General features: G+C 72.1%; 19 protein-coding genes. 11 read left to right on the top strand and 8 right to left on the bottom strand.

The features are described from left to right. Positions 1–28 precede the first annotated feature (28 nt). The 6 genes from CS0771_RS03195 to CS0771_RS03170 form a co-directional block, all read right to left on the bottom strand. The gene (locus CS0771_RS03195) at positions 29–1,216 is read right to left on the bottom strand and encodes an ROK family transcriptional regulator (protein WP_203741590.1); all 1,188 of its coding nucleotides are present in this window, start codon (positions 1,214–1,216) and stop codon (positions 29–31) included. Between the two features lie 28 nt (positions 1,217–1,244). Then, complete coding sequence (locus CS0771_RS03190) at positions 1,245–2,390, bottom strand: sugar ABC transporter permease (RefSeq protein WP_244871299.1); 1,146 nt, start codon at positions 2,388–2,390, stop codon at positions 1,245–1,247. 107 nt (positions 2,391–2,497) lie between these two features. After that, positions 2,498–3,271 (bottom strand): ATP-binding cassette domain-containing protein, encoded by a 774-nt coding sequence (locus CS0771_RS03185; protein ID WP_212845591.1) that lies wholly within the window; start codon positions 3,269–3,271, stop codon positions 2,498–2,500. Between the two features lie 94 nt (positions 3,272–3,365). Further along, positions 3,366–4,454 carry a sugar ABC transporter substrate-binding protein gene (locus tag CS0771_RS03180; protein ID WP_212839713.1) on the bottom strand — a complete coding sequence of 363 codons (1,089 nt, stop codon included), beginning with the start codon at positions 4,452–4,454 and terminating at the stop codon, positions 3,366–3,368. Positions 4,455–4,823: 369 nt separating this feature from the next. After that, positions 4,824–5,303 (bottom strand): Cys-tRNA(Pro) deacylase, encoded by a 480-nt coding sequence (ybaK, locus tag CS0771_RS03175; protein WP_212839712.1) that lies wholly within the window; start codon positions 5,301–5,303, stop codon positions 4,824–4,826. 77 nt (positions 5,304–5,380) lie between these two features. Beyond that, positions 5,381–6,544, bottom strand: a complete 1,164-nt coding sequence (locus CS0771_RS03170) for a class I SAM-dependent methyltransferase (protein WP_212839711.1) — start codon at positions 6,542–6,544, stop codon at positions 5,381–5,383. 265 nt (positions 6,545–6,809) lie between these two features. Between CS0771_RS03170 and groES the strand changes: the two genes are divergently transcribed. The 4 genes from groES (at position 6,810) to CS0771_RS03150 (ending at position 11,522) form a co-directional block, all read left to right on the top strand. Next, positions 6,810–7,124 (top strand): co-chaperone GroES, encoded by a 315-nt coding sequence (gene groES / locus CS0771_RS03165; protein WP_203692166.1) that lies wholly within the window; start codon positions 6,810–6,812, stop codon positions 7,122–7,124. Between the two features lie 68 nt (positions 7,125–7,192). After that, positions 7,193–8,842 carry a chaperonin GroEL gene (gene groL / locus CS0771_RS03160; RefSeq protein WP_212839710.1) on the top strand — a complete coding sequence of 550 codons (1,650 nt, stop codon included), beginning with the start codon at positions 7,193–7,195 and terminating at the stop codon, positions 8,840–8,842. A gap of 101 nt (positions 8,843–8,943) precedes the next feature. Then, the gene (locus CS0771_RS03155; RefSeq protein WP_212839709.1) at positions 8,944–9,711 is read left to right on the top strand and encodes a hypothetical protein; all 768 of its coding nucleotides are present in this window, start codon (positions 8,944–8,946) and stop codon (positions 9,709–9,711) included. Between the two features lie 182 nt (positions 9,712–9,893). Further along, on the top strand, positions 9,894–11,522 hold the full coding sequence (locus CS0771_RS03150) for a molybdopterin-dependent oxidoreductase (RefSeq protein ID WP_212839708.1): 1,629 nt from the start codon (positions 9,894–9,896) through the stop codon (positions 11,520–11,522). Here the strand turns inward: CS0771_RS03150 and CS0771_RS03145 are convergent. Next, a complete protein-coding gene (locus CS0771_RS03145; protein WP_203741562.1) occupies positions 11,503–11,868 on the bottom strand; it encodes a WhiB family transcriptional regulator in 366 nt (121 codons plus the stop codon). The two genes, CS0771_RS03150 and CS0771_RS03145, sit on opposite strands and share 20 nt — an antisense overlap. Positions 11,869–12,069: 201 nt before the next feature. Here CS0771_RS03145 and CS0771_RS03140 point away from each other — a divergent pair, with 201 nt between their 5' ends. Next, entirely contained in the window at positions 12,070–12,849 is a 780-nt protein-coding gene (locus CS0771_RS03140; protein WP_244870578.1) for a helix-turn-helix transcriptional regulator, read from the top strand. Between the two features lie 90 nt (positions 12,850–12,939). Here CS0771_RS03140 and CS0771_RS03135 read toward each other — a convergent pair whose 3' ends face one another. Next, positions 12,940–13,320, bottom strand: coding sequence for a DUF5319 domain-containing protein (locus tag CS0771_RS03135; RefSeq protein ID WP_203741558.1), 381 nt, complete (start codon positions 13,318–13,320; stop codon positions 12,940–12,942). 217 nt (positions 13,321–13,537) lie between these two features. On the opposite strand from CS0771_RS03135, the gene guaB reads away from it, so the two are divergent. From guaB to CS0771_RS03105, 6 genes are all read left to right on the top strand, one after another. Further along, positions 13,538–15,025: an IMP dehydrogenase gene (gene guaB, locus CS0771_RS03130; protein WP_212839707.1), complete on the top strand. Its 1,488-nt coding sequence runs from the start codon at positions 13,538–13,540 to the stop codon at positions 15,023–15,025. Between the two features lie 39 nt (positions 15,026–15,064). Further along, positions 15,065–16,204, top strand: a complete 1,140-nt coding sequence (locus CS0771_RS03125; RefSeq protein WP_212839706.1) for a GuaB3 family IMP dehydrogenase-related protein — start codon at positions 15,065–15,067, stop codon at positions 16,202–16,204. A 106-nt stretch (positions 16,205–16,310) separates the two neighbouring features. Further along, a complete protein-coding gene (locus CS0771_RS03120; protein ID WP_212839705.1) occupies positions 16,311–17,738 on the top strand; it encodes a M1 family metallopeptidase in 1,428 nt (475 codons plus the stop codon). A gap of 67 nt (positions 17,739–17,805) precedes the next feature. Then, entirely contained in the window at positions 17,806–19,458 is a 1,653-nt protein-coding gene (locus CS0771_RS03115; protein WP_212839704.1) for an FAD-dependent oxidoreductase, read from the top strand. 34 nt (positions 19,459–19,492) lie between these two features. Continuing rightward, a complete protein-coding gene (locus tag CS0771_RS03110; protein WP_212839703.1) occupies positions 19,493–20,011 on the top strand; it encodes a hypothetical protein in 519 nt (172 codons plus the stop codon). Beyond that, complete coding sequence (locus tag CS0771_RS03105) at positions 20,008–21,186, top strand: hypothetical protein (RefSeq protein WP_212839702.1); 1,179 nt, start codon at positions 20,008–20,010, stop codon at positions 21,184–21,186. Before CS0771_RS03110 ends, CS0771_RS03105 begins: the two co-directional genes overlap by 4 nt. Positions 21,187–21,190: the final 4 nt, after the last annotated feature.

Raw genomic sequence — 21,190 nt, 5'->3', positions numbered from 1 at the left:
TGGCCGGGGATTCGCCCGGTATTGCCGGTCAGCCCAGCGGGTCGGCCAGCAGCTGCTCGAAGGCCAGCTCCGCGGCGCCCAGCAGCGCCGCGTCATTGCCCAGCTTGGGGGTACGCAGCCGCACGTGCTCCCGGGTGGCGGGCAGCCCGATGCTGTTCAGGCGGCTGCGCACCTGCGCCGCGGCGGCCAGGTAGACGTCGCGCAGCGTGCCGCCGAAGATGACCAGCTCGGGGTTGAAGATGTTGACCAGGTTCGCCACGCCGAAGCCGAGCCAGTCGCCGACCTGGCGCACCGCGGTCTGCGCGGCGGCGTCCCCGCGCGCGGCGGCGTCCACCACGGACAGCACCGCGTCGGTGCCCATCGGCGCGCCCGGCGAGCAGTCCCGGCCCGCCGCGCGCAGCAGGGCGTGCTCGCCGATCTCGGTCTCCCAGCAGCCGCGCGAGCCGCAGCCGCAGGCGCGCCCGTGCGGGTTGACCACCATGTGGCCGACCTCGCCGCCGTAGCCGCCGTGTCCGGTGACGCGCCGCCCGCCCGCGATGATGCCGGCGCCCACGCCGACGTCGCCGTACACGTAGATGAGGTTGGCGCAGCCCACGGCGACGCCGCGGGTGTGCTCGGCCAGCGCGCACAGGTCCGCCACGTTGCCGACCGCGACCTGCGGCAGCAGCTCGGGCAGGTGGTCCTGCAGGGCGTGGCCGAGCGGCTCGTCCATCCAGCCCAGGTGCGGCCCGAGCCGGACCAGGCCGTCCTCGCGGCGGACCAGCCCGCACACGGCGATGCCGGCCCCGATGCAGCGCGCCTGCGGTGGCACGTCGGCGGCCATGTCCTTGACGAACTCGGCGACGGGGCGGACCGCCTCGATCGCCTCCCCGCGCGGGCGGGGCGCCTCGCGCTGGTCCAGCACCACCCCGCCCAGCCCGACCCGGGCCACCCGGATCCGGTCCACCTCGACGCTCGCCGCGTACGCGTAGACCAGGTCGGACGAGGGGCGCACCACCAGCGACGGGCGCCCGGCCCGGCCGGTCTCCCGCGGCGCCTCCTCGCTGACCAGGCCGACGCCGGCCAGGTCAGCGGTGAGGGCGCCGATGGTGGAGCGGTTGAGACCGAGCTCGGAGGTGAGCTCGGCACGGGAGATCTGGCCGCGCACGTGCACGAAACGCAGCAACGCGCCCAGATTCTGCCGCCGGATCTCCTCCTGGCTCGGTCCCGCTCGCATGATTCTCCTGTAGACGGATGTACGCCGGTCAGCTGCTCGCGGCGGCGCGCCTGCGCGAGAACGCGTCGACGCTCGCGGCGAGCAGCAGCACGACGCCGGTGGCAATGTACTTGTATGCCGAACTCCACCCGACGAGGCCCATGCCGTTGATGATCATCGTGATCACCAGGCCGCCGAGCACGGCGTCGAGCACGCGGCCCTTGCCGCCGAAGAGGCTGGTGCCGCCGATGACGGCCGCCGCGACGGCGTAGAGGAGCACATTGGAGCCACCGGTGTTGGGGTCGACCGAGCGCGCCTGGCTGGCCGCCAGCACACCGCCGATCGAGGCCATCGCCGAGCAGATGACGAACGCGGAGATCCGGATGCCGTCGACGTTGATGCCGGCGCGGCGGGCCGCCTCCTTGTTGCCGCCCACCGCGTAGATGTGCCGGCCGTACGCGGTGCGGCGCAGCACGAACGTCCACAGCAGCAGCAGGACGCCCACCACCGGCACGATGATCGGCACGCCCTTGAGCGAGAACAGCGGGTTGCGGCTGCGCTCCTGGTTCAGGATGGCGACCGCGAAACCGACCAGCACCGCCAGGCCGATCACCCGGAACGCGACGACCTGCCACAGGTCGGCCTTGAGGCCGCGGCGGCGCCGGTTACGCTGCTGGATCAGCTGCACGGTGGTGAAGCCGAGCACGGTCAGCGCGGCCAGGCCCCAACCCACCAGCGGCGGCAGGTACTCGTTCTCCAGCGCGATGATGACGCTGTCGCGCACCGAGATGTTGGTGCCCTCGTCCAGCAGCCACAGCACCACGCCCTGGAAGCCCAGGAACGCGGCGAGGGTGACCACGAACGACGGAATGCCGATCTTGGCCACCAGGAAGCCCAGCAGCAGGCCGATGACGATGCCGGTGGCCAGCGAGGCGGCGACGGCGACGTACCACGGGTAGCCGTTGGTGGTCAGCAGGATCGCCAGCACCGCGGCGCACACGCCCGAGGCGTAGCCGGCGCTGAGGTCGATCTCGCCCAGCAGCAGCACGAAGACCAGGCCCATCGCGATGACGACGACCGGGCCGGCCTGGGTGAGCAGGTTGGCGAAGTTCGGCGCGGTGAGGAAGACGGGGCGGGCCAGGCCGAACACGACGCACAGCACCAGCAGGCCGAGCACCGCCGGCAGCGCGCCCATGTCGCCGCCGCGCACCTTGCGGCCGTACCCCCGCAGGTAGCCCAGGATCCCCTCGTCCTTGGCCGACGGCTTGTCGACGACGGCCGCGGGGTTCGTGGTGACGGCGCTCATGCCGCCGCTCCTTCCTCAGCGAGGCCCAGCGCGCCGCTGCGACCCGAGGTGATCAGCTCGACCACCTGTGCGTGGGTGACGTCGGTCGTCTTGACCTGCGCCGCCATCTGCCCCAGGTAGAGCGCGGCGATCCGGTCCGAGACGGCGAACACGTCGTTCATGTTGTGCGAGATCAGGACGACGGCCAGGCCGTTGTCGGCGAGGCGCCGCACCAGCTCCAGGACCTGGGCGGTCTGCGCGACGCCGAGCGCGGCGGTGGGCTCGTCGAGGATGACCAGCTTGCTGTTCCACAGCACGGCCTTGGCGATGGCGACCGTCTGCCGCTGACCGCCGGAGAGGCTGGACACCTGCTGGCGTACGGACTTCACCGTCCGCACCGACAGGCTGGCCAGGGTCTCCGAGGCGAGCTGCTCCATGGTCGGCTCGTCGAGGATCATGCCGCTGCGGCGCTCGCGGCCCAGGAACATGTTCTGGACGATGTCCAGGTTGTCGCAGAGCGCCAGGTCCTGGTAGACGATCTCGACGCCCAGCTGCGCGGCGTCGCGCGGGCTGTGGACGCTGACCTGCTTACCCTCGATCAGGTAGTCGCCTGAGTCGATGGGGTAGATGCCGCCGATGCATTTGACCAGCGTTGACTTGCCGGCGCCGTTGTCGCCGACGAGGGCGGTGACCTCGCCTGGTTGAACCGAGAAGGCCACGTCCCGCAGCACCTGCACCGGGCCGAAGCTCTTGTTGATCCCACGCAGTTCGAGTAGAGGGGTTCCCATCAGGGGCTCCGTTCGAGGGGGTTACTGCTTGTTCCACAAGCGTGGTCCCCGGGGCACTCGCGTCCCCAGGGACCACACCTGTTGTGAGCCGGTCAGGTCAGCTGATGCCGGCCTCGGTGCACTTGGCCGCGAAGTCGGCGGTGCACAGCTCGTCCTTGGTCACGTAGCCGTCGGTGACGACGTCCTTCACGTTGTTGAAGTAGATCGCCTGCGGCTCCAGCAGCACCGAGGGCACGTCCTTGCCGGACTCGGAGTCCTTGGTGGTCTGCGAGACCTGCTTCTTCTCACCCTTGGCCAGGGCGATCGCCAGCTCGGCGGTCGCGGTGGCCTCCTTCTTGACGGCCTTGTACACGGTCATGCACTGGTCGCCGAGGAGGATGTTCTGCAGACCCTGCACGGTGGCGTCCTGGCCGGTGACCGGGACCTTGCCGTTCAGCTTGTTGGTCTTCAGCACGGAGATGGCCGCGTTGCCCAGGCCGTCGTTCGCGGCGAGCACGCCGTCGATCTTGCCGTTGGCCTTGGTCAGCATCTGCTGGAAGATGACGCCGCCCTGCGCGTTGTCCCAGTCCGGCACGGCCTGGTCCGCGGCGAGGGTGTACTCCTTGGCGTCGTACTTCGGCTTGAGGACGGAGACGCCGCCCTCCTTGAACAGGGTCGCGTTGTTGTCCGTCGGCGAGCCGTTCAGCTGCGCGATCGCCGGGTTCTTCACGCCCTTCTCGGTGAGGCACTTGACCAGGCCCTCGCCCTGCAGGCGGCCGACCGCGACGTTGTCGAAGGAGACGTAGTACTCCGCGCCGCCGCCCAGCGTGAGCCGGTCGTAGTCGATGGTCGGGATGCCCTGCGCCTTGGCCTTGTCCAGCACGGCCTTGCCGGTGCCCGAGTCCAGGTTGACGATGACCAGGACGGTCACGCCACCGGTGATCATCTGGTCGGCGATCGACTGGAACTGGGTCTTGTCACCCTGGGCGTTCTGGATGTCGTACTGCACGCCGGCGGCCTTGAAGGCCTCCTCGAGGTACTTACGGTCCGCCGTCTCCCAGCGGGCCGAGGACTTGCTGTCCGGCAGGATGACGCCGATCTTCGGCGTCTTCGCCGCACCGGGGTCGGTGGTGTCTTCCGCACAGGCGGCGAGACCGGTGAGGGCGAGCGCGCCCGTCATGGTCAGAGCCAGGATCCCTTTGCGCATCGTTGCTCAAATCCTCTCGGATTCAGGGGTGTGTACTCAACGGTGGTGCGGTTGTGTTCGGCCGTTCGGGCCGGCGAAGCCAGAGCTGTCAGCGGTGCGTGAGGCCGGTCACAAGGGTTTTGTTGTGTGCGACAACGTATGCGGAACAAAACCAAACGCGCAAGCCCCGGGTTTGTTGTTGGCAATAACAATTCAGCAACGTCCCCGTAACCAAAGATCCACCCCGCGAAACCGCTCTCCCACCCCTCTCGTGCGCCGATCTTGCGCGGACTGTGGGTGCGACACGCCCAAATAGGACAAATCACTAACGTTTCGCGCAAGATCGTCACGATCTTGTGGGGGTATGGGGGGGAGTGCGGCGCGTCCCGGTTACGGGCGCGCGATGGGGGCGAGGACGGCCTGGGTGAGGCGGACCAGGTCGGCTGGGGCCAGCTGGAGCTGGAGGCCGCGCTTGCCGGCGGAGACGTACATGGCCTCGCCGTCCAGGGCCGACCGGTCGATCACGGTGGGCAGGCGCTTGCGCTGGCCGAGCGGGCTGATGCCGCCCCGCACGTAACCGGTGGTCTTCTCGGCGAGGTCGCGGTCGGCCATCGCCGCCTTCTTCCCGCCCGCCGCCGCGGCCAGCGCCTTCAGGTCGATCTCACCGGTCACCGGCACCACGGCCACGGTCAGCCTGCCGTCGACCTCGGTCACCAGCGTCTTGAACACCCGGGCCGGGTCGGCGCCGATCGCCTCGGCCACCAGCGCGCCGTAGTTGGGGGAGTCCGCCGACACCTCGTACGGGTGCAGCGTGTGCGTCACCTTCTGCTTGGTGAGCAGCGCCGTCGCGGGCGTCCCCTGGCTGGCCATGGCGCGATGCTACCGCCGGCCGGTGATCACGGCGCCGGGGTGGTGACACGCCGTCGAACACGGCCATAAGTTCATGATCAACGCGCGACCGGGTGGGCGAGGACGGCGGTGGGGGTGGCGGAGATGCGGGTGAGGAGGAGGGTCAGGGGGTGGGGGCCGGTGAGGCGGAGGTCGCGGCGGAGCTGTTCGACGTCGAGGGCGGAGCCGCGTTTGAGGATCTCCAGGCGGCCGATGGCGCGCTCGCGGAGGGCGGCGCGCAGGCGCTTGAGGGAGAAGGGCATCGTCTCGACCACCTCGAAGCAGCGGCCGAAGGGGGAGGTCACGGGGGTGTCGGTCCAGACGTAGGCGATGGTGGGGTCGGCGAGGCGGCCGGTGTGGGCGGCGGCGAACTCGGCGACCAGGTGGGCGCGGACGACGGCGCCGTCGGGGTCGGTGACGTAGCGGCCGGGCGGGCCGACGGGGGCCGTCTGCTCGCCGGTGCCGGTGAGCTCGTGGGGCGTGCCGTCGCGGAAGACGGTGGCGCGGCGGGGGGCGCGGGCCAGGGGGCCGCACCAGGCGGCGGCCTCGACCACGTCGCCGTCGACGGAGACCAGCTCCAGCTCGGCGCCGGGCGGCAGCAGCGCCTGGTCGATGCCGGGGGCGAGCTTGAGCACGGTATGCGGGACGCGCTCCGGCAGGCTGGTGACCCAGTCCCAGGGCGGCGAGTAGTCCTCGGGGCGGAACACGCGGCGGCCGCCGCTGCGGCGGGCGGGGTCGCAGAAGACGGCATCGACCTCGCTCAGGTCGAAGTCGCGCGCGTCGCCGCAGGTCACCGTGGCGTCGGGCACGTTGAGGGCGGCGCAGGCGGCGGTGACGGGGTCGGCGTCGACGCCGAAGGCCCGGATCCCGGCGGCGGCGACGGCGCGCAGGTCGGCGCCGAGCCCGCAGCCCAGGTCGGCCAGGGCGGTCACCCCGGCGGCGCGCAGCCGGGCCGCGCGGCGTACCGCGACGATCTCGCGGGTGGCCTGCTCCAGCCCGGCCCGGGTGAGGAAGGCGCGCGGGGCGTCGGCCCCGAACTTCGCGCCCGCGCGGGCCCGCAGGGTGACCTGGGTCAGCGCGGCGGCGGCCAGGCCGGGTGGGAAGCCGCGGGCGCGCAGCGCCGTGGCGGCGGCCAGCTCGTCGGTGCCGGCCAGCTCCGCGGCCAGCGCCAGCGCCGCCGCTCCGGCGGGGGTACGCAGCAGCGCCAGCTGGTCGAGGTCCACGGGCTGATTCTCGCAGCGTGCTCCGGGAGCGCCGGACACCAGGGTGAATCGGATAATTCACTGAGTGGCGGCTGGCACTCTCCTTGACTGAGTGCTAGGTCCGGCATAATGTTCGAGTTAGCACCCTGCCATGCAGAGTGCTAACGCACGACCGCCCGGCGACGCCGACACCCGCGACGACGGCGCCGCACCGGGCGGCCTACTCGACCAGAAGACAACACCTGGGTCTCGTGCCGCGGGACCTGGGGCTATACCCCAGGAGGGTATGCTCGTGACTACCGCGACGAAGGTTGCGATCAAGCCGCTCGAGGACCGGATCCTGGTCCAGGCGAACGAGGCTGAGACCACCACCGCGTCGGGCCTCGTGATCCCCGACACCGCCAAGGAGAAGCCGCAGGAGGGCACCGTCCTGGCGGTCGGCCCGGGCCGCGTCGACGACAAGGGCAACCGCATCCCGGTCGACGTCAAGGTGGGTGACAAGGTCATCTACTCGAAGTACGGCGGCACCGAGGTCAAGTACGCCGGCGAGGAGTACCTGCTGCTCTCCGCCCGCGACGTCCTCGCGGTCGTCGAGAAGTGATCTGTGCGATGCCCCGGCCCGCCCTCACGGGCGGGCCGGGGCATCGTGACGTTTAAGGGAGACGATTGATGCCGAAGATCCTTAGCTTCTCCGACGACGCCCGCCACCTGCTGGAGCACGGGGTCAACGCGCTCGCCGACGCGGTCAAGGTCACGCTGGGCCCGAAGGGCCGCAACGTGGTGCTCGACAAGAAGTTCGGCGCGCCCACGATCACCAACGACGGTGTGACCATCGCCAAGGAGATCGAGCTGTCCAGCCCGTACGAGAACCTGGGCGCGCAGCTGGTCAAGGAGGTGGCGACCAAGACCAACGACGTCGCCGGCGACGGCACCACCACGGCGACCGTGCTGGCCCAGGCGATGGTCCGCGAGGGCCTGCGCAACGTGACCGCCGGCGCCAACCCGGCCGGTCTCAAGCGCGGCATCGACGCGGCCGTCACCAAGGTCAGCGACGCGCTGCTGGGCAAGGCCGCCGCGGTCGCCGACAAGTCGGACATCGCGCAGGTCGCGACCATCTCGGCGCAGGACGCCACCATCGGCGAGCTGATCGCCGAGGCGATGGACAAGGTCGGCCGCGACGGTGTGATCACCGTCGAGGAGGGCTCGACCATGTCCACCGAGCTCGACGTCACCGAGGGCATGCAGTTCGACAAGGGCTTCATCTCGCCGCACTTCGTGACCGACCCCGAGTCGGGCGAGGCGGTGCTGGACGACCCGTACATCCTCATCACCACCAGCAAGATCTCCGCGATCGAGGAGCTGCTGCCGCTGCTGGAGAAGGTCCTGCAGACCAGCAAGCCGCTGCTGATCGTGGCCGAGGACGTGGACGGCCAGGCGCTGAGCACCCTCGTGGTGAACTCGATCCGCAAGACCGTCAAGGTCGCCGCGGTGAAGGCGCCCGGGTTCGGCGACCGCCGCAAGGCGATGCTGCAGGACCTGGCCGTGCTCACCGGCGGTGAGCTGATCGCGCCGGAGCTGGGCTACAAGCTCGACTCGGTCGGCCTGGAGTCCCTGGGCCAGGCGCGCCGCGCCGTGATCACCAAGGACACCACCACGATCGTGGACGGCACCGGCGCGTCGGCCGAGGTCGAGGCCCGCGTCTCGCAGATCCGCAAGGAGATCGAGGCGTCGGACTCCGACTGGGACAAGGAGAAGCTGGGCGAGCGCCTGGCCAAGCTGTCCGGCGGCATCGCCGTCATCAAGGTCGGCGCCGCGACCGAGGTCGAGATGAAGGAGCGCAAGCACCGCATCGAGGACGCCATCGCGGCCACCCGCGCGGCGGTCGAGGAGGGCATCGTGCCCGGCGGCGGCGCGGCGCTCACCCAGATCGCGAGCGTGCTCGACGACGACCTGGGCCTGACCGGCGACGAGAAGGTCGGCGTGTCGATCGTGCGCAAGTCGCTGGTCGAGCCGCTGCGCTGGATCGCCCAGAACGCCGGCCACGACGGCTACGTCATCGTGCAGAAGGTCGCCGCGAGCGACTGGGGCCACGGCCTCGACGCGGCCAAGGGCGAGTTCGTCGACCTGGCCAAGTCCGGCATCGTGGACCCGGTGAAGGTGACCCGCAACGCGGCCATCAACGCCGCGTCGATCGCGGGCCTGCTGCTCACCACCGAGTCGCTGGTGGTGGAGAAGCCGGCCAAGGCGGAGCCGAACGGCGGCGGCCACGGCCACTCGCACGGCCACGGCCACGGCCACCAGCACGGCCCGGGCTTCTGAGCCCGAACGGCTGACCGCACAGCGGGTCCCGGCTCCGGCCGGGGCCCGCTGTCGTCTTTCCGTCGTTGGTGACGACGGCGGCCGTCGATAAGGTCCCTGCCATGACAGGGCGCGGGCTCGTGCGGTACTTCGGCTTCGTGGGGCTGGCCTACGTGGTGGCGACCCTGGGCACGGGACTGACCGACTACCTCACCGCGGCCGAGGTCAGCAAGTCGAAGGCGCTGCTCATCTCCGGCGGGGTGGGTCTGCTGGTGGCGCTGCTGCTCGGCGCCATCGACCTCGCCAAGAGCAACGCCGGCAAGAGCGCCGCACCGGCGGCGGCCCGTCCGGCGGGCGGCGCGACGCCTCCCCGGCGCGGCGGAGCCGGGCTGGCGCTGACCGCGGTGCTGCTGCTCGGCCTGTGCGCGGGCGGCGGCTACCTGGCGACCACCGCGGTGCAGGCGGCCGTGCAGAAGCTGAACGAGTTCGCCACCCCGCCGTGGATCAAGAAGGGCCAGGAGCAGGGGCAGGAGCGGCTGGCGGAGGAGGTCTCCGAGACCGGCGGGCCGCTGACGATCACCGTGCTGAGCGTCGAGGTCACCAGCCAGGCCACCAAGGTCCGGATTCGCGGGGCGAACAGCGGCGGCGAGGCGCTGACGCTGCCCGTGTTCGGCCGTGCCCAGCTCACCGCCCCGGACCGGACGCTGACGCCGGACCCGGCCGCGGGCGACTGGCCGGAGACCGTCCCCGCCGACGGCGAGGCGACCGGCACCATCGTCTTCGACGGCGTGCTCGGCCCCGAGGTCACCGAGGTCCGCCTCTCCTTCAGCGTCATCCACGGCAGCTTCGCCGCACCCCCCAACATCGCCGTCACCATCCCCCTCACCTGACCCCCGCCCACGCCGCTGGGCTCGGCTCGGCTCGGCTGCAGTTTCGGGGAAACTGCAGCTTCGGGAGGCGAGGCCGCTGCAGTTTCCCCGAAACTGCGGATCCCGGAGGGGCTGAGCGGTAAGGGATCGGTAAGGCGTTCGGGCATGGCCTGGAGGTGACCGCGGGGCGCAGACTGGCAGGCGTGGTGAGTCGGAGACGTGCGGTCGTGGCGGGACTCGCCGCCGCCGCGGTGGCGGTAGGCCTGGGTGAGCTGGTCGCGGTATGGACGGGCCCGCGCAGCGCGCCGCTGATCGCGGTGGGCGGCGTGGTCGTGGACGCCGTCCCGGAGCCGGTCAAGGCGTTCGCGATCAGCGTGTTCGGGGTGTACGACAAGATCGCCCTGCTGGTCGGCACGGCCCTGCTGCTCGCGGTGTTCGCAGCGCTGGTCGGCCTGGCGGCGCGGCGTGACTTCCGCTGGGGCGTCGCCGGGATCGCCCTGTTCGGCCTGATCGGCGCGGCCGCCGCGCTCACCCGCCCGAACGCGGGCCCGGCGGCGGTGCTGCCGTCGCTGCTCGGCGCGGCCGCCGCCGTCGCCGTGCTGCACCTGCTGCTGCGCGCCGCGGCAGCCGCCGAGGGCGTCCCCGAGGCCGCACCCGCCGCGCCCGCGGCCCGCACACCGGACCAGGCCGCCTCGCCGCAGCTCGCGCCGGATCCGGTTGCGACGGCGCACGGCGGTCCGGCTGGTGCCGATCGGACGGCGCGGGAGGCGGGGCGGCGGCGGTTCCTGCGGCTGAGCGTGGCCGGGTTCGGGGCGGCCGCAGTGGTGGGCTTCCTTGGGCGGACCCTGTCCGCGCGGCAGGGCGTCCAGCAGGCGCGCGCGGAGGTCAAGCTGCCCGCACCGGCCAGCCCGGCCCCGCCGCTGCCGGACACGGTGAACCCGCCGGTCAACGGGCTGTCCGAGTTCGTCACCCCGAACGACGTCTTCTACCGCATCGACACGGCGCTGGTGGTGCCGCAGGTCGACCCGGCGGCGTGGCAGCTGCGCATTCACGGGCGGGTGGCCCGGCCGCTGACGCTCACCTATGAGCAGCTGCTCGCCCGTCCGATGATCGAGCGGTACGTGACGCTGGCGTGCGTCTCCAACGAGGTGGGCGGGGACCTGATCGGCAACGCGCGCTGGCTGGGCGTGCCGCTCAAGGACCTGCTGGCCGAGGCCGGGCCGCTGGACGGCGCGGACCAGGTGGTGAGCCGCTCGGCGGACGGCTGGACCTGCGGCACGCCGACTGCGGCGCTGCGCGACGGGCGCGACGCGATGCTAGCCGTCGCGATGAACGGCGAGCCGCTGCCGGTCGAGCACGGCTTCCCGGTGCGGATGGTGGTGCCGGGCCTGTACGGCTACGTCAGCGCCACCAAGTGGGTCACCGAGCTGGAGCTGTCCTCCTTCGCCGACTTCGACGCGTACTGGGTGCGCCGGGGCTGGGCGGCGCAGGGCCCGATCAAGACCGAGTCCCGCATCGACACGCCCCGCGACGGGGGCACGGTCGACGCGGGCACGGTCGTGGTGGCCGGGGTCGCCTGGGCGCAGCACCGCGGGGTCACCGCGGTGGAGGTACGCGTCGACGACGGCCCGTGGCAGCCCGCGGACCCGGCGGGCACGGTGTCGCCGGACACCTGGCGGCAGTGGACCTTCCGGTGGGACGCCACGCCGGGCCCGCACACGCTGGCGGTGCGCGCCGCCGACAGCACCGGTCAGCTGCAGCCGGAGACGCGCCTCGATCCGTTCCCGGACGGGGCGACGGGATGGCACACGATCAGCGTGCAGGTGCGCTGACCGAGGCGGACAGGCGGGATTCGAGCCGCTGCACGTCCACGCGGTCACCGCGGCGGTCGGCGACGTCGCGCCAGCCGATCTGGAGGAGGCGGTGCCGCTCGTGCTCGGTGAAACCACCCCAGACGCCGTACGGCTCGCGGGTGAGGAGGGCGTGCGCGGCGCACTCGGCTCGGACCGGGCACCGCCCGCACACCTGTTTCGCCGCGTTCTCGCGGCGGCCCCTAGATGAGCCTCTCTCACCATCGGGGTGGAAAAACTGCAGGCTGTCACGGCCTTTACACGCGCCGTGGTGCTGCCAGTCCCAAACGTCGGCTATCGGACCGGGAAGTCTGCGGAAGTGAGCCATGTGACCTCCTAGGGGATGGGAGGCTTGGGGTCAAGCGAAGAGATTTAGGACAACGTCAGCACGTTACGCCATGTACGTCCACTTGTCGCCATCCAGTGGATGATCAGGTAGAGCTGGACTGAGTTTTCGACGGAATCCCCGGAAAGTGCGTAATGATCTGGGTGTCTCGTGGTCTTCTTCGCAGGAGAGAGGGGGATCACCGTGCAGACCGTCCTCGTTTGCGTCCGCACCGCCGCGGCGGCCGCGACCATCGCCTCGTGCGCCGAGCGCCTGGGGGTGGCCGCGGGCGTACGCACCGCGACCAGTGCCGCCGAGGCCATAGCGCAGCTCGCCGCGTTCCCGGCCGGGATCGTGCTGGCGGACACGGCGCTGACCCGACCGGACACGGTCGGATTCACCCGGAAGGTGATGGCCGCGGTGCCGCATACGCTCCTGCTGCTGTTCGGGCCGGAGGAGCCGGCGACGGCGCAGGCCGCCATCCGCGCCGGGGCCCGCGGGCTCATCGGCGGCACCGAGCCCGATCCGGTGAGCACCGCCGCCAAGGCGCTGCTGCTGGTCAGCCGGCCCGCCGCACGTACCGCCGACGCCGCCCGCCCGGCGGTCGCCGGGGTGATGGCGGGGGCGACCAGGGCGCCCGCCGGTCCGGGGCGGCCCATGCCGCCGGCCGGCCCGGGGATGTCCGTGCCGTACGCGAACCGCCCGGCTGCGGCGATGCCGTCCGCGGTGGTGCCCGCCCAGCGTGGTGACCAGGCCGGCGAGGGCCCGCCGGTGCGTCCGGCCCGCTCGGTCACGCTGACCGAGCGCGAGCTGCAGGTGCTGCGGGGCATGGCCGACGGGCAGAGCAACGCCGAGATCGGCCGGGACCTGTTCGTCTCCGAGGACACCGTGAAGACGCACGCCAGACGCCTGTTCCGCAAGCTGGGCGCGCGCGACCGCGCCCACGCGGTGGCCGCCGGTTTCCGGGCGGGCCTGGTCTTCTGACGTCGGAGGCAGCGAAGCCGCGCCCGGCTGGGCGCGGCTTCATGCTGGGCGGCGTAGCCGGGGCTCCGACCGGCGGACGGCGTTTTCTGGCTACTCCTCGACCATGTCGTCGACGGCGTCGGCGTAGCCGCGCGCGTACTCCCAGGTGACGTAGTGGTCGGGGTCGGGGTCGTAGGCGGGCTCGTGCACCCGCGGGCGGCCCGAGTCGAGCAGGTGGCGCAGGTTGCCGCGCAGCAGGTCCCAGTCGAAGTAGTGCGGTTCGCGGCAGTCCTCGCAGTCCACGACCAGGCCCCGGATGCCCTTGGGAGAGAGCAGCACCTGGTAGACCTCGAGCTCGGCGAGGTCGGCGAGCAGGTCGGCGCGCTCCTGGGTGGAAAGCTCGCCGTACGTGTCGCCCTCGGGGTCCGAGAGGCCCGCCGTGGGGTCGGTCGGGTCCCCGTGGAAGGGGTCAATGGGCTCGTCGTGCTGCACCCCTTCACGTTAGTCCTCTCGGCGCGGCAGCGGGGGCATGAGTCCCCCGCGCGTCAGCGACAGATCGCGATGCCGTCGAGCGTCCCGAGGCGGCCCGCCCGAGTGACTCAGCGCATCCCGCGGTCGGGCGAGTTCGAGGTGTATCAGCACGCTGGGTAACATTCATTCGAGCCCGATCACGCCCACATGCCCGCGCTCCGGACCCAGGGGGACAAAAATGGACGCCGCCCGCGAGATCCCACTCGGCCTCACCTTCGACGACGTCCTGCTGGTGCCAGGCGAGTCGGACCTGATCCCCAGCCAGGTGACCACGCAGACCCGGCTGACGCGCAACGTGACGCTGCAGATTCCGCTGGTGTCCGCCGGTATGGACACCGTCACCGAGGCCCGGATGGCGATCGCGATGGCCCGCCAGGGCGGCATCGGCGTGCTGCACCGCAACCTCTCGGTGGAGGACCAGGCGGCCCAGGTCGACCTGGTGAAGCGGTCCGAGTCCGGCATGATCACCAATCCGGTGACCTGCGCGCCCGACGACACGCTGCGCGACGTGGACGCGATGTGCGCGCGTTACCGCATCTCCGGCCTGCCGGTGACGAACGCCGACGGCACCCTGGTCGGCATCGTCACCAACCGCGACATGCGCTTCGTCAGCGACATGTCGACCCGGGTGCGCGACGTGATGACCCCGCTGCCGCTGATCACCGCGCCGGTCGGGGCGTCCAAGGAGCAGGCGCTGGCGCTGCTGCGCAGCCACAAGGTCGAGAAGCTGCCGCTGGTCGACGAGGCGGGCCGGCTGCGCGGGCTGATCACCGTCAAGGACTTCGTGAAGACCGAGCAGTTCCCGCTGGCGACCAAGGATGCCGCGGGCCGGCTGCGGGTCGCCGCCGCGGTGGGCGTGGGCGAGGACGGCTACAAGCGGGCGCGGGCGCTGGTCGACGCGGGCGTCGACGTGATCATGGTGGACACCGCGCACGGCCACAACCGGGCGGTGCCGGAGCTCGTGGCGCGGCTGAAGAAGGAGACCGAGGTCGACGTGGTGGCCGGCAACGTCGCCACCTACGCGGCCGCGAAGGCCCTGGTCGAGGCGGGCGCCGACGGGGTGAAGGTCGGCGTCGGACCGGGCGCCATCTGCACCACGCGCATCGTGGCCGGCGTCGGCGTCCCGCAGATCACGGCGATCATGGAGGCGTCCCGGGCCTGCGCGCCCGCCGGCGTGCCGGTGATCGGCGACGGCGGCATCCAGTACTCCGGCGACATCGCCAAGGCCATCGTGGCCGGGGCCGAGACCGTGATGCTCGGGCAGCTGCTGGCCGGCTGCGAGGAGTCGCCCGGCGACCTGGTCTTCATGAACGGCAAGCAGTTCAAGGCGTACCGCGGCATGGGCTCGCTGGGCGCGATGCTGGCCCGCGGCCCGGCGGCGCAGTCCTACTCCAAGGACCGCTACTTCCAGGCCGACGTCACCCAGGCGGACAAGCTGATCCCCGAGGGCGTCGAGGGCCAGGTGCCCTACCGCGGCACCCTCGCCACGGTGGCCCACCAGCTGGTCGGCGGCCTGCGCCAGGCGCAGTTCTACTGCGGCGCGGCCGACATCGCGCAGCTGCGCGAGCACGGCCAGCTCGTCCGGATCACCGCGGCCGGGCTGAAGGAGTCCCACCCGCACGACATCCAGATGACCGTGGAAGCGCCGAACTACCACTCGCGGTAGGTTCTGCCATGCTGAAGCGAACCTCGGAGAGGACCAACCGTGCGTGACATCGTCGAGATAGGCCAGGGGAAGACCGCGCAGCGCGGCTACCACCTGGATGACATCGCGATCGTGCCGAGCCGCCGTACCCGCGATGTGGACGACGTCTCGACGAACTGGCAGCTCGACGCGTACAAGTTCGGCATCCCGTGCGTGGCCCACCCGTCCGACGCCACGATGAGCCCGGCCTCGGCGGTCGCGCTCGGCCGGCTCGGCGGCCTCGGCGTGCTCAACGTCGAGGGCCTGTGGACCCGCTACGAGGACCCGCGCAAGCAGCTGGAGGCGCTGGCCGAGGCGGGCGACGAGGAGAACATGACCGCCCGGCTGCAGCAGCTCTACGCGGCTGAGGCGATCAAGCCGGAGCTGATCGCGGAGCGGGTGCGCGAGATGCGCGCCATGGCCGCCGACGGCGGCGGCAACGTCACCGTGGCGGTCCGGGTCTCGCCGCAGCACACCCTGGCGCTGGCGCCGGTCATCCTGGACTCCGGGGTGGACCTGCTGGTCATCCAGGGCACCCTCGTCTCGGCCGAGCATGTCTCCACGGTGGACGAGCCGCTGAACCTGAAGGAGTTCATCGCCGACCTGGACCTGCCGGTCATCGTCGGCGGCTGCACGAACTACCAGACGGCGCTGCACCTGATGCGCACCGGCGCGGCCGGCGTCATCGTCGGCATCGGCGCGGACCACCTGACCACCACGGACACCGTGCTGGGCATCCGGGTGCCGATGGCCACCGCGATCGCGGACGCGGCCGCGGCGCGCCGGGACTACCTGGACGAGACCGGCGGCCGGTACGTGCACCTCATCGCCGACGGCGACCTGCACACCTCGGGCGACATCGCCAAGGCGCTGGGCTGCGGCGCGGACGCGGTCATGCTCGGCGCGCCGCTGTCGCTGGCCGAGGGCATGCCGGGCAACGGCCTGTGGTGGCACCCGTCGGCCAGCCACCCGAAGCTGCCGCGCGGCTCGATCGGGCTGACCCCGGAGCCGCTGGGCTCGCTGGAGCAGGTGCTGTTCGGCCCGGCCACCGACCCCGACGGCCTGCTGAACCTGTTCGGCGGCCTCAAGCGGGCGATGGCCAAGTGCGGCTACCGCGACCTGAAGGAGTTCCAGAAGGTCGGCCTGATGCTCGACCGCTGATCCCCGCTCCTGACCGAAGCTCCCGCCGCGCTGTTCCGACAGCATGGCGGGAGCTTTGATCATGTAGGGGGCGGTTAGGGTGGAGGATCTACGGCGGGAGGGGCCCATGGGCAGGCGTGCGTGGATCGTGGCGGCGGCGGTGTCGGCCGCGCTGGCGGCCGGATGCGGCGGGCCGAGCAGGCCGCTGTTCACCGGTGCGGCGGACTTCCCCGCCCCGGTGCCGCTGCCGGTGGACCTCGCGGGGGCGGGCGACCCGTACTTCCCGACGTACGGCAACGGCGGCTACGACGTGTCCGCGTACGACCTGAAGATCAAGTATGACCCGGCGAGCGACCTGCTCACCGGCGTCGCCACGGTCACCGCCACGGCCAAGTCCGACCTGTCGAAGTTCCACCTGGACCTGCACGGGCTGACCGTGGACAAGGTCACCGTGGACGGGGCCGCCGCGACGTCCACCCGCGACGGCGACGAGCTGATCATCACGCCCGGCGCGCCGCTCGCGACCGGCAAGGAGTTCGTGACCGTGGTGTCGTACGGCGGCGTGCCGAAGGCGATCAAGGCGCCCGACCTCGGGGTCACCGGCTTCCTGACCACCCACGACGGCGCGTTCACGCTCGGCGAGCCCGAGTCGGCGACCACCTGGTTCCCGGTCAACGACCACCCGAAGGACAAGGCGCTCTACACCATCGAGCTGACCGTGCCCACGCAACTGGAGGCGATCAGCAACGGGCTGCTCGACGGCAGGACCGCCCAGGGCACGTGGACCAGCTGGAAGTGGCGGGTCACCTCGCCGATGGCGCCCTACCTGGCCACCTTCGTGATCGGGGACTACCGGCTGGTCGAGGGCACCCACAAGGGCAAGCCGGTGCTCACGGCGGTCGCCGAGACGCTGCCCAAGGGCGAGATCGACAAGGCCATGGCGAGCACCACCGAGATCGTCGACTTCCTGGAGCAGTACTTCGGGCCGTACCCGTTCGACGCGTACGGCGGCATCGTGATCGACGACGAGCGGGTGCGCTACGCGCTGGAGACGCAGACCCGGCCGGTCTACTCCGACGCGTTCTGGAGCCGCGGCGCGAACACCATCGTGGTCGCCCACGAGCTGGCCCACCAGTGGTTCGGCGACAGCGTGTCGGTGCAGGCCTGGCAGCACATCTGGCTCAACGAGGGCTTCGCCACGTACGCGCAGTGGCTGTGGGGCGAGAAGCTCGGCGTGTCCACCGTGCAGGAGGAGTTCGACTCCCGCTACGACGACCCGGGCAACCGGATCTGGGACATCGCACCCGGCGCGCCCGGCGCGGACAACATCTTCTCCGGCAGCGTGTACGAGCGCGGCGGGATGACCCTGCACGCCCTGCGCAAGCAGGTCGGCGACGACAAGTTCTTCGAGATCCTGAAGACGTGGGCGAGCGAGCAGCGCGACGGCAACGCGACCACCACCGAGTTCATCGAGCTGGCCGAGCGGGTGAGCGGGCAGCAGCTGGACTCCCTGTTCCAGAAGTGGCTGTTCGAGGTGGGCCGCCCGGGCCAATGATCCAGCCCGATGCGCGGGGCCGGTGACGGGGCTTCCCTGGAGTTAACTGGCCGGTAATAATGCCGCCATGCGCTTCGACGTGGTGGTGATCGGCTCCGGGTTCGGCGGGAGCGTGGCGGCGCTGCGGCTGGCCGAGAAGGGCTACTCGGTGGCCGTGCTGGAGGCGGGCCGCCGCTTCGCCGACCACGACTTCCCGAAGACCAGCTGGCGGGTGCGGCGCTTCCTGTGGGCCCCGGCCCTGGGCTGCTACGGCATCCAGCGGATCACGCTGCTGCGGGCCGACCGGGGCGAGAAGTCCGGCGCGAGCGTGCTGGTGCTGTCCGGCGCGGGCGTGGGCGGCGGCTCGCTGGTGTACGCCAACACGCTCTACCGCCCGCTCGACCCCTTCTACCGCGACCCGCAGTGGCGCGACATCGCCGACTGGAAGGCGGAGCTGGCGCCGCACTACGACACCGCCGAGCGCATGCTCGGGGTCACCGTCTACGACCGAACCACCCCCGCCGACGAGGTGATGCGCAAGGTCGCCGAGCGCATGGGCGTCGGCGACACGTACCACCCCACGCCGGTCGGCGTGTTCCTCGGCATGCCGGGCCAGGCGGTGCCGGACCCCTACTTCGGCGGGCGCGGCCCGGAGCGGGCAGGCTGCACGCACTGCGGCGAGTGCATGACCGGTTGCCGCCACAACGCCAAGAACACCCTGGTCAAGAACTACCTGTACCTGGCCGAGCAGGCCGGGGCGCAGATCTTCCCGATGTCCACGGTGACGGCGGTGAAGCCGGCCGAGGGGGGCGGTTATCGCGTCGAGGTCGCCCGCACCGGAGCGCGGCTCGCGCGGCGGCGCCGGGCAGCCGGTCAGGGTGTGATCGAGGCCGGTCAGGTCGTCTTCGCGGCGGGTGCGCTGGGCACCCAGCGGCTGCTGCACCGGATGAAGGCGGACGGGCACCTGCCGCACCTGTCGGACCGGGTCGGCGCGCTGACGCGGACCAACTCGGAGTCGCTGGTGGGCGCGACCGTGCCGCGTGGGCAGGCCCGCAAGCAGTCGCTCGGGTACACCGAGGGGGTGGCGATCACCAGCTCGTTCCACCCCGACGCGCAGACCCACATCGAGCCGGTGCGTTACGGCAAGGGGTCCAACGCGATGGGGCTGCTGCAGTCCGCGCTCACCGACGGCGGGCCGGGGCGGGCGGGGCGCTGGGCGCGCGCCATGTTCCGGTGGCCCTTCGCCTACCTGCGGGCGGTGTCCGTCCGCGACTGGTCCAACCGCACGATCATCGCGCTGGTCATGCAGTCAGTGGACAACTCGCTCACGGTCCGGCTGCGCGGGCGCGGGCTGCGCTCGTCGCAGGGTCACGGCGCGGCGAACCCGACCTGGATCCCGGCCGGCAACCAGGCGGCGCGGCTGCTCGCCGAGGAGATCGGCGGGCTGCCCGGCGGCGCGCTCACCGAGGTGCTGGACATCCCGCTCACCGCGCACATCCTCGGCGGGGCCGTCATCGGCGCCGACCCGGGCAGCGGGGTCGTCGACGCGTACCACCGCGTGTTCGGGCACCCCGGGCTGCACGTCGTGGACGGGGCCGCGGTCTGCGCGAACCTCGGGGTGAACCCGTCGCTGACCATCACCGCGCAGGCCGAGCGGGCCTTCGCCGCGTGGCCCGCGCAAGGGGAACCGGACCGGCGGCCGGCGCTCGGCGAGCCGTACCGGAAAATCGCCGGACCGTGATCTGACCGCGATCTGCGGGCCCGAACCTGACCGGATGGACTCCAACGCCCGGGGTGGGCGCGCGGATGTGGTGTATGTGCTCCTGCTGGTCCAGGCCGGGGCGGGCCTGCTGGCCATGCTGGGCGAGCTGGTGTTCATGGGCGGCAACGCGCTCTACGCCCTGGCTCCGCTCACCAAGACGCTGGTGCTGCTGGTGTTCGCCGCGCTGGTGGTGCGCGGGCGGCGCGGCGCGCTGGTCGCCGTGGTGGCGCTGCAGTTGCTGGCGCTGACCGGCTTCGGCCTGGGCGGGGTCGCCGGGCTGCTGCCGCGGCTGGACTTCACCCCGACGCTGACCGGACTGCTCACCGGGGTGGCGCTGCCGGTGGCGGTGACGGTGATGTGCGTGCGCCTGCTCATCGTGCCGGAGCCGCCCGCCGCGCCGGGCTCGGCCGTCGGCCTGCCGGTGCCACCCGCTCCGGGGAGTCCGATCGCGCCCGGTGCGACGACCACGGCTGCGTCGGCGGCCGGGAGCGCGGCTACGGCGAGCGCGGTCCAGGCGGGTGGGGTCGCGTGAACCCGATCGAGACGATGCTGACCGGCGTGGCGCCCGAGCACGCGGCGGCGCTGGCCGCCGGGGTGCTGGCCTGCCTGTTCCTGCCCTTCCTGCGGGGCGGGCCCCGGGCACCGGTCGAACGCTGGGTGTTCGTGCTGCTGGGCGCGGCCGCGGCGGTGCATCTGGCGCTGCCCCTGGGGCACCGGGACAGCGCGCTGCTGACCGCGGGGTTCCTGGGCAGCGGCGCGGTCTACGGGCTGCTGGCCTGGCTGGCGTACGCGGATCGGCGCGGCTGGCGGACCGGCACGGTGCTGCTGGTGCCGCTGAACCTGCTCGGCTACCTGGTCGTCGTCGGGCGCGGCGGCGAGGAGGCCGACCAGGTCGGCATCGCCGCGGCCCTGCTGGAGCTGGTCGCGTTCGGGCTGGCCGCGGTGCCGGTGCGCCGGCCGGGACGCCCGCGCCGCCTGCTGCGCGGGCTGGGCTCCACGGCCACCGTGGGCGCGGTCCTGCTCACCGGCCTGGTGGTCTGGCTCTCCACGATCCAGGCGCACCAGGCGGCCGGGGAGTCGGAGAGCCTGGACCAGGCGCCGGCGGTCGGGCACAGCCATGCGGGCGGGCACCAGCATCTGGCCCGCGCGCAGGCCGGTGTGATCATGCGGCCCCTGTCCGGGGACCACCACCCGACCGCCGCGCAGGCGGCGGCAGCGGCCCGCCTGGAAGCCGCGACCAAGGAGTCGGTACGCAGGTTCGCCCGGCTCGCCGACGCGCTGGCGGCCGGCTACCGGCTGCCGCTCACCGGGCGCACCGGCCCGGACGTGCACCTGGAACACCCGGACTACGGATCGGACGGTGCGGTGCTCGACCCGGCCCGGCCGGAGATGCTGGTGTTCGCGATCGAGGACGGCAGGGCGGCGCTGCTGGGCGTGGTCTTCGTGATGGAGCGCGCGGGCGCGCCCGGTCCGGAGCCGGGCGGGCCGGTCACCCGCTGGCACGCGCACAACCTCTGCGTTTCCGTGGCGCCGCCAGGCATCGGCATCGTCACGCCGTACGGCGGCTGCCCGGCGCTGGCGGTGGCGGTTACCGTGCCGGAGATGATGCACGTGTGGACGGCCGGCCCGCCGGGCGGCGCGTTCGCCGAAGGCGTGGACCGGATCTGGGCCGGGGAGTACCTCCACAGGCACGGCCTGCCCGCATAAGGTG

The sequence above is a fragment of the Catellatospora sp. IY07-71 genome, assembly GCF_018326265.1.
Lineage (GTDB): Bacteria > Actinomycetota > Actinomycetes > Mycobacteriales > Micromonosporaceae > Catellatospora.
Note: the sequence above shows the minus strand (reverse complement) of the source record. Positions and strands in the feature narration are given on the sequence as shown.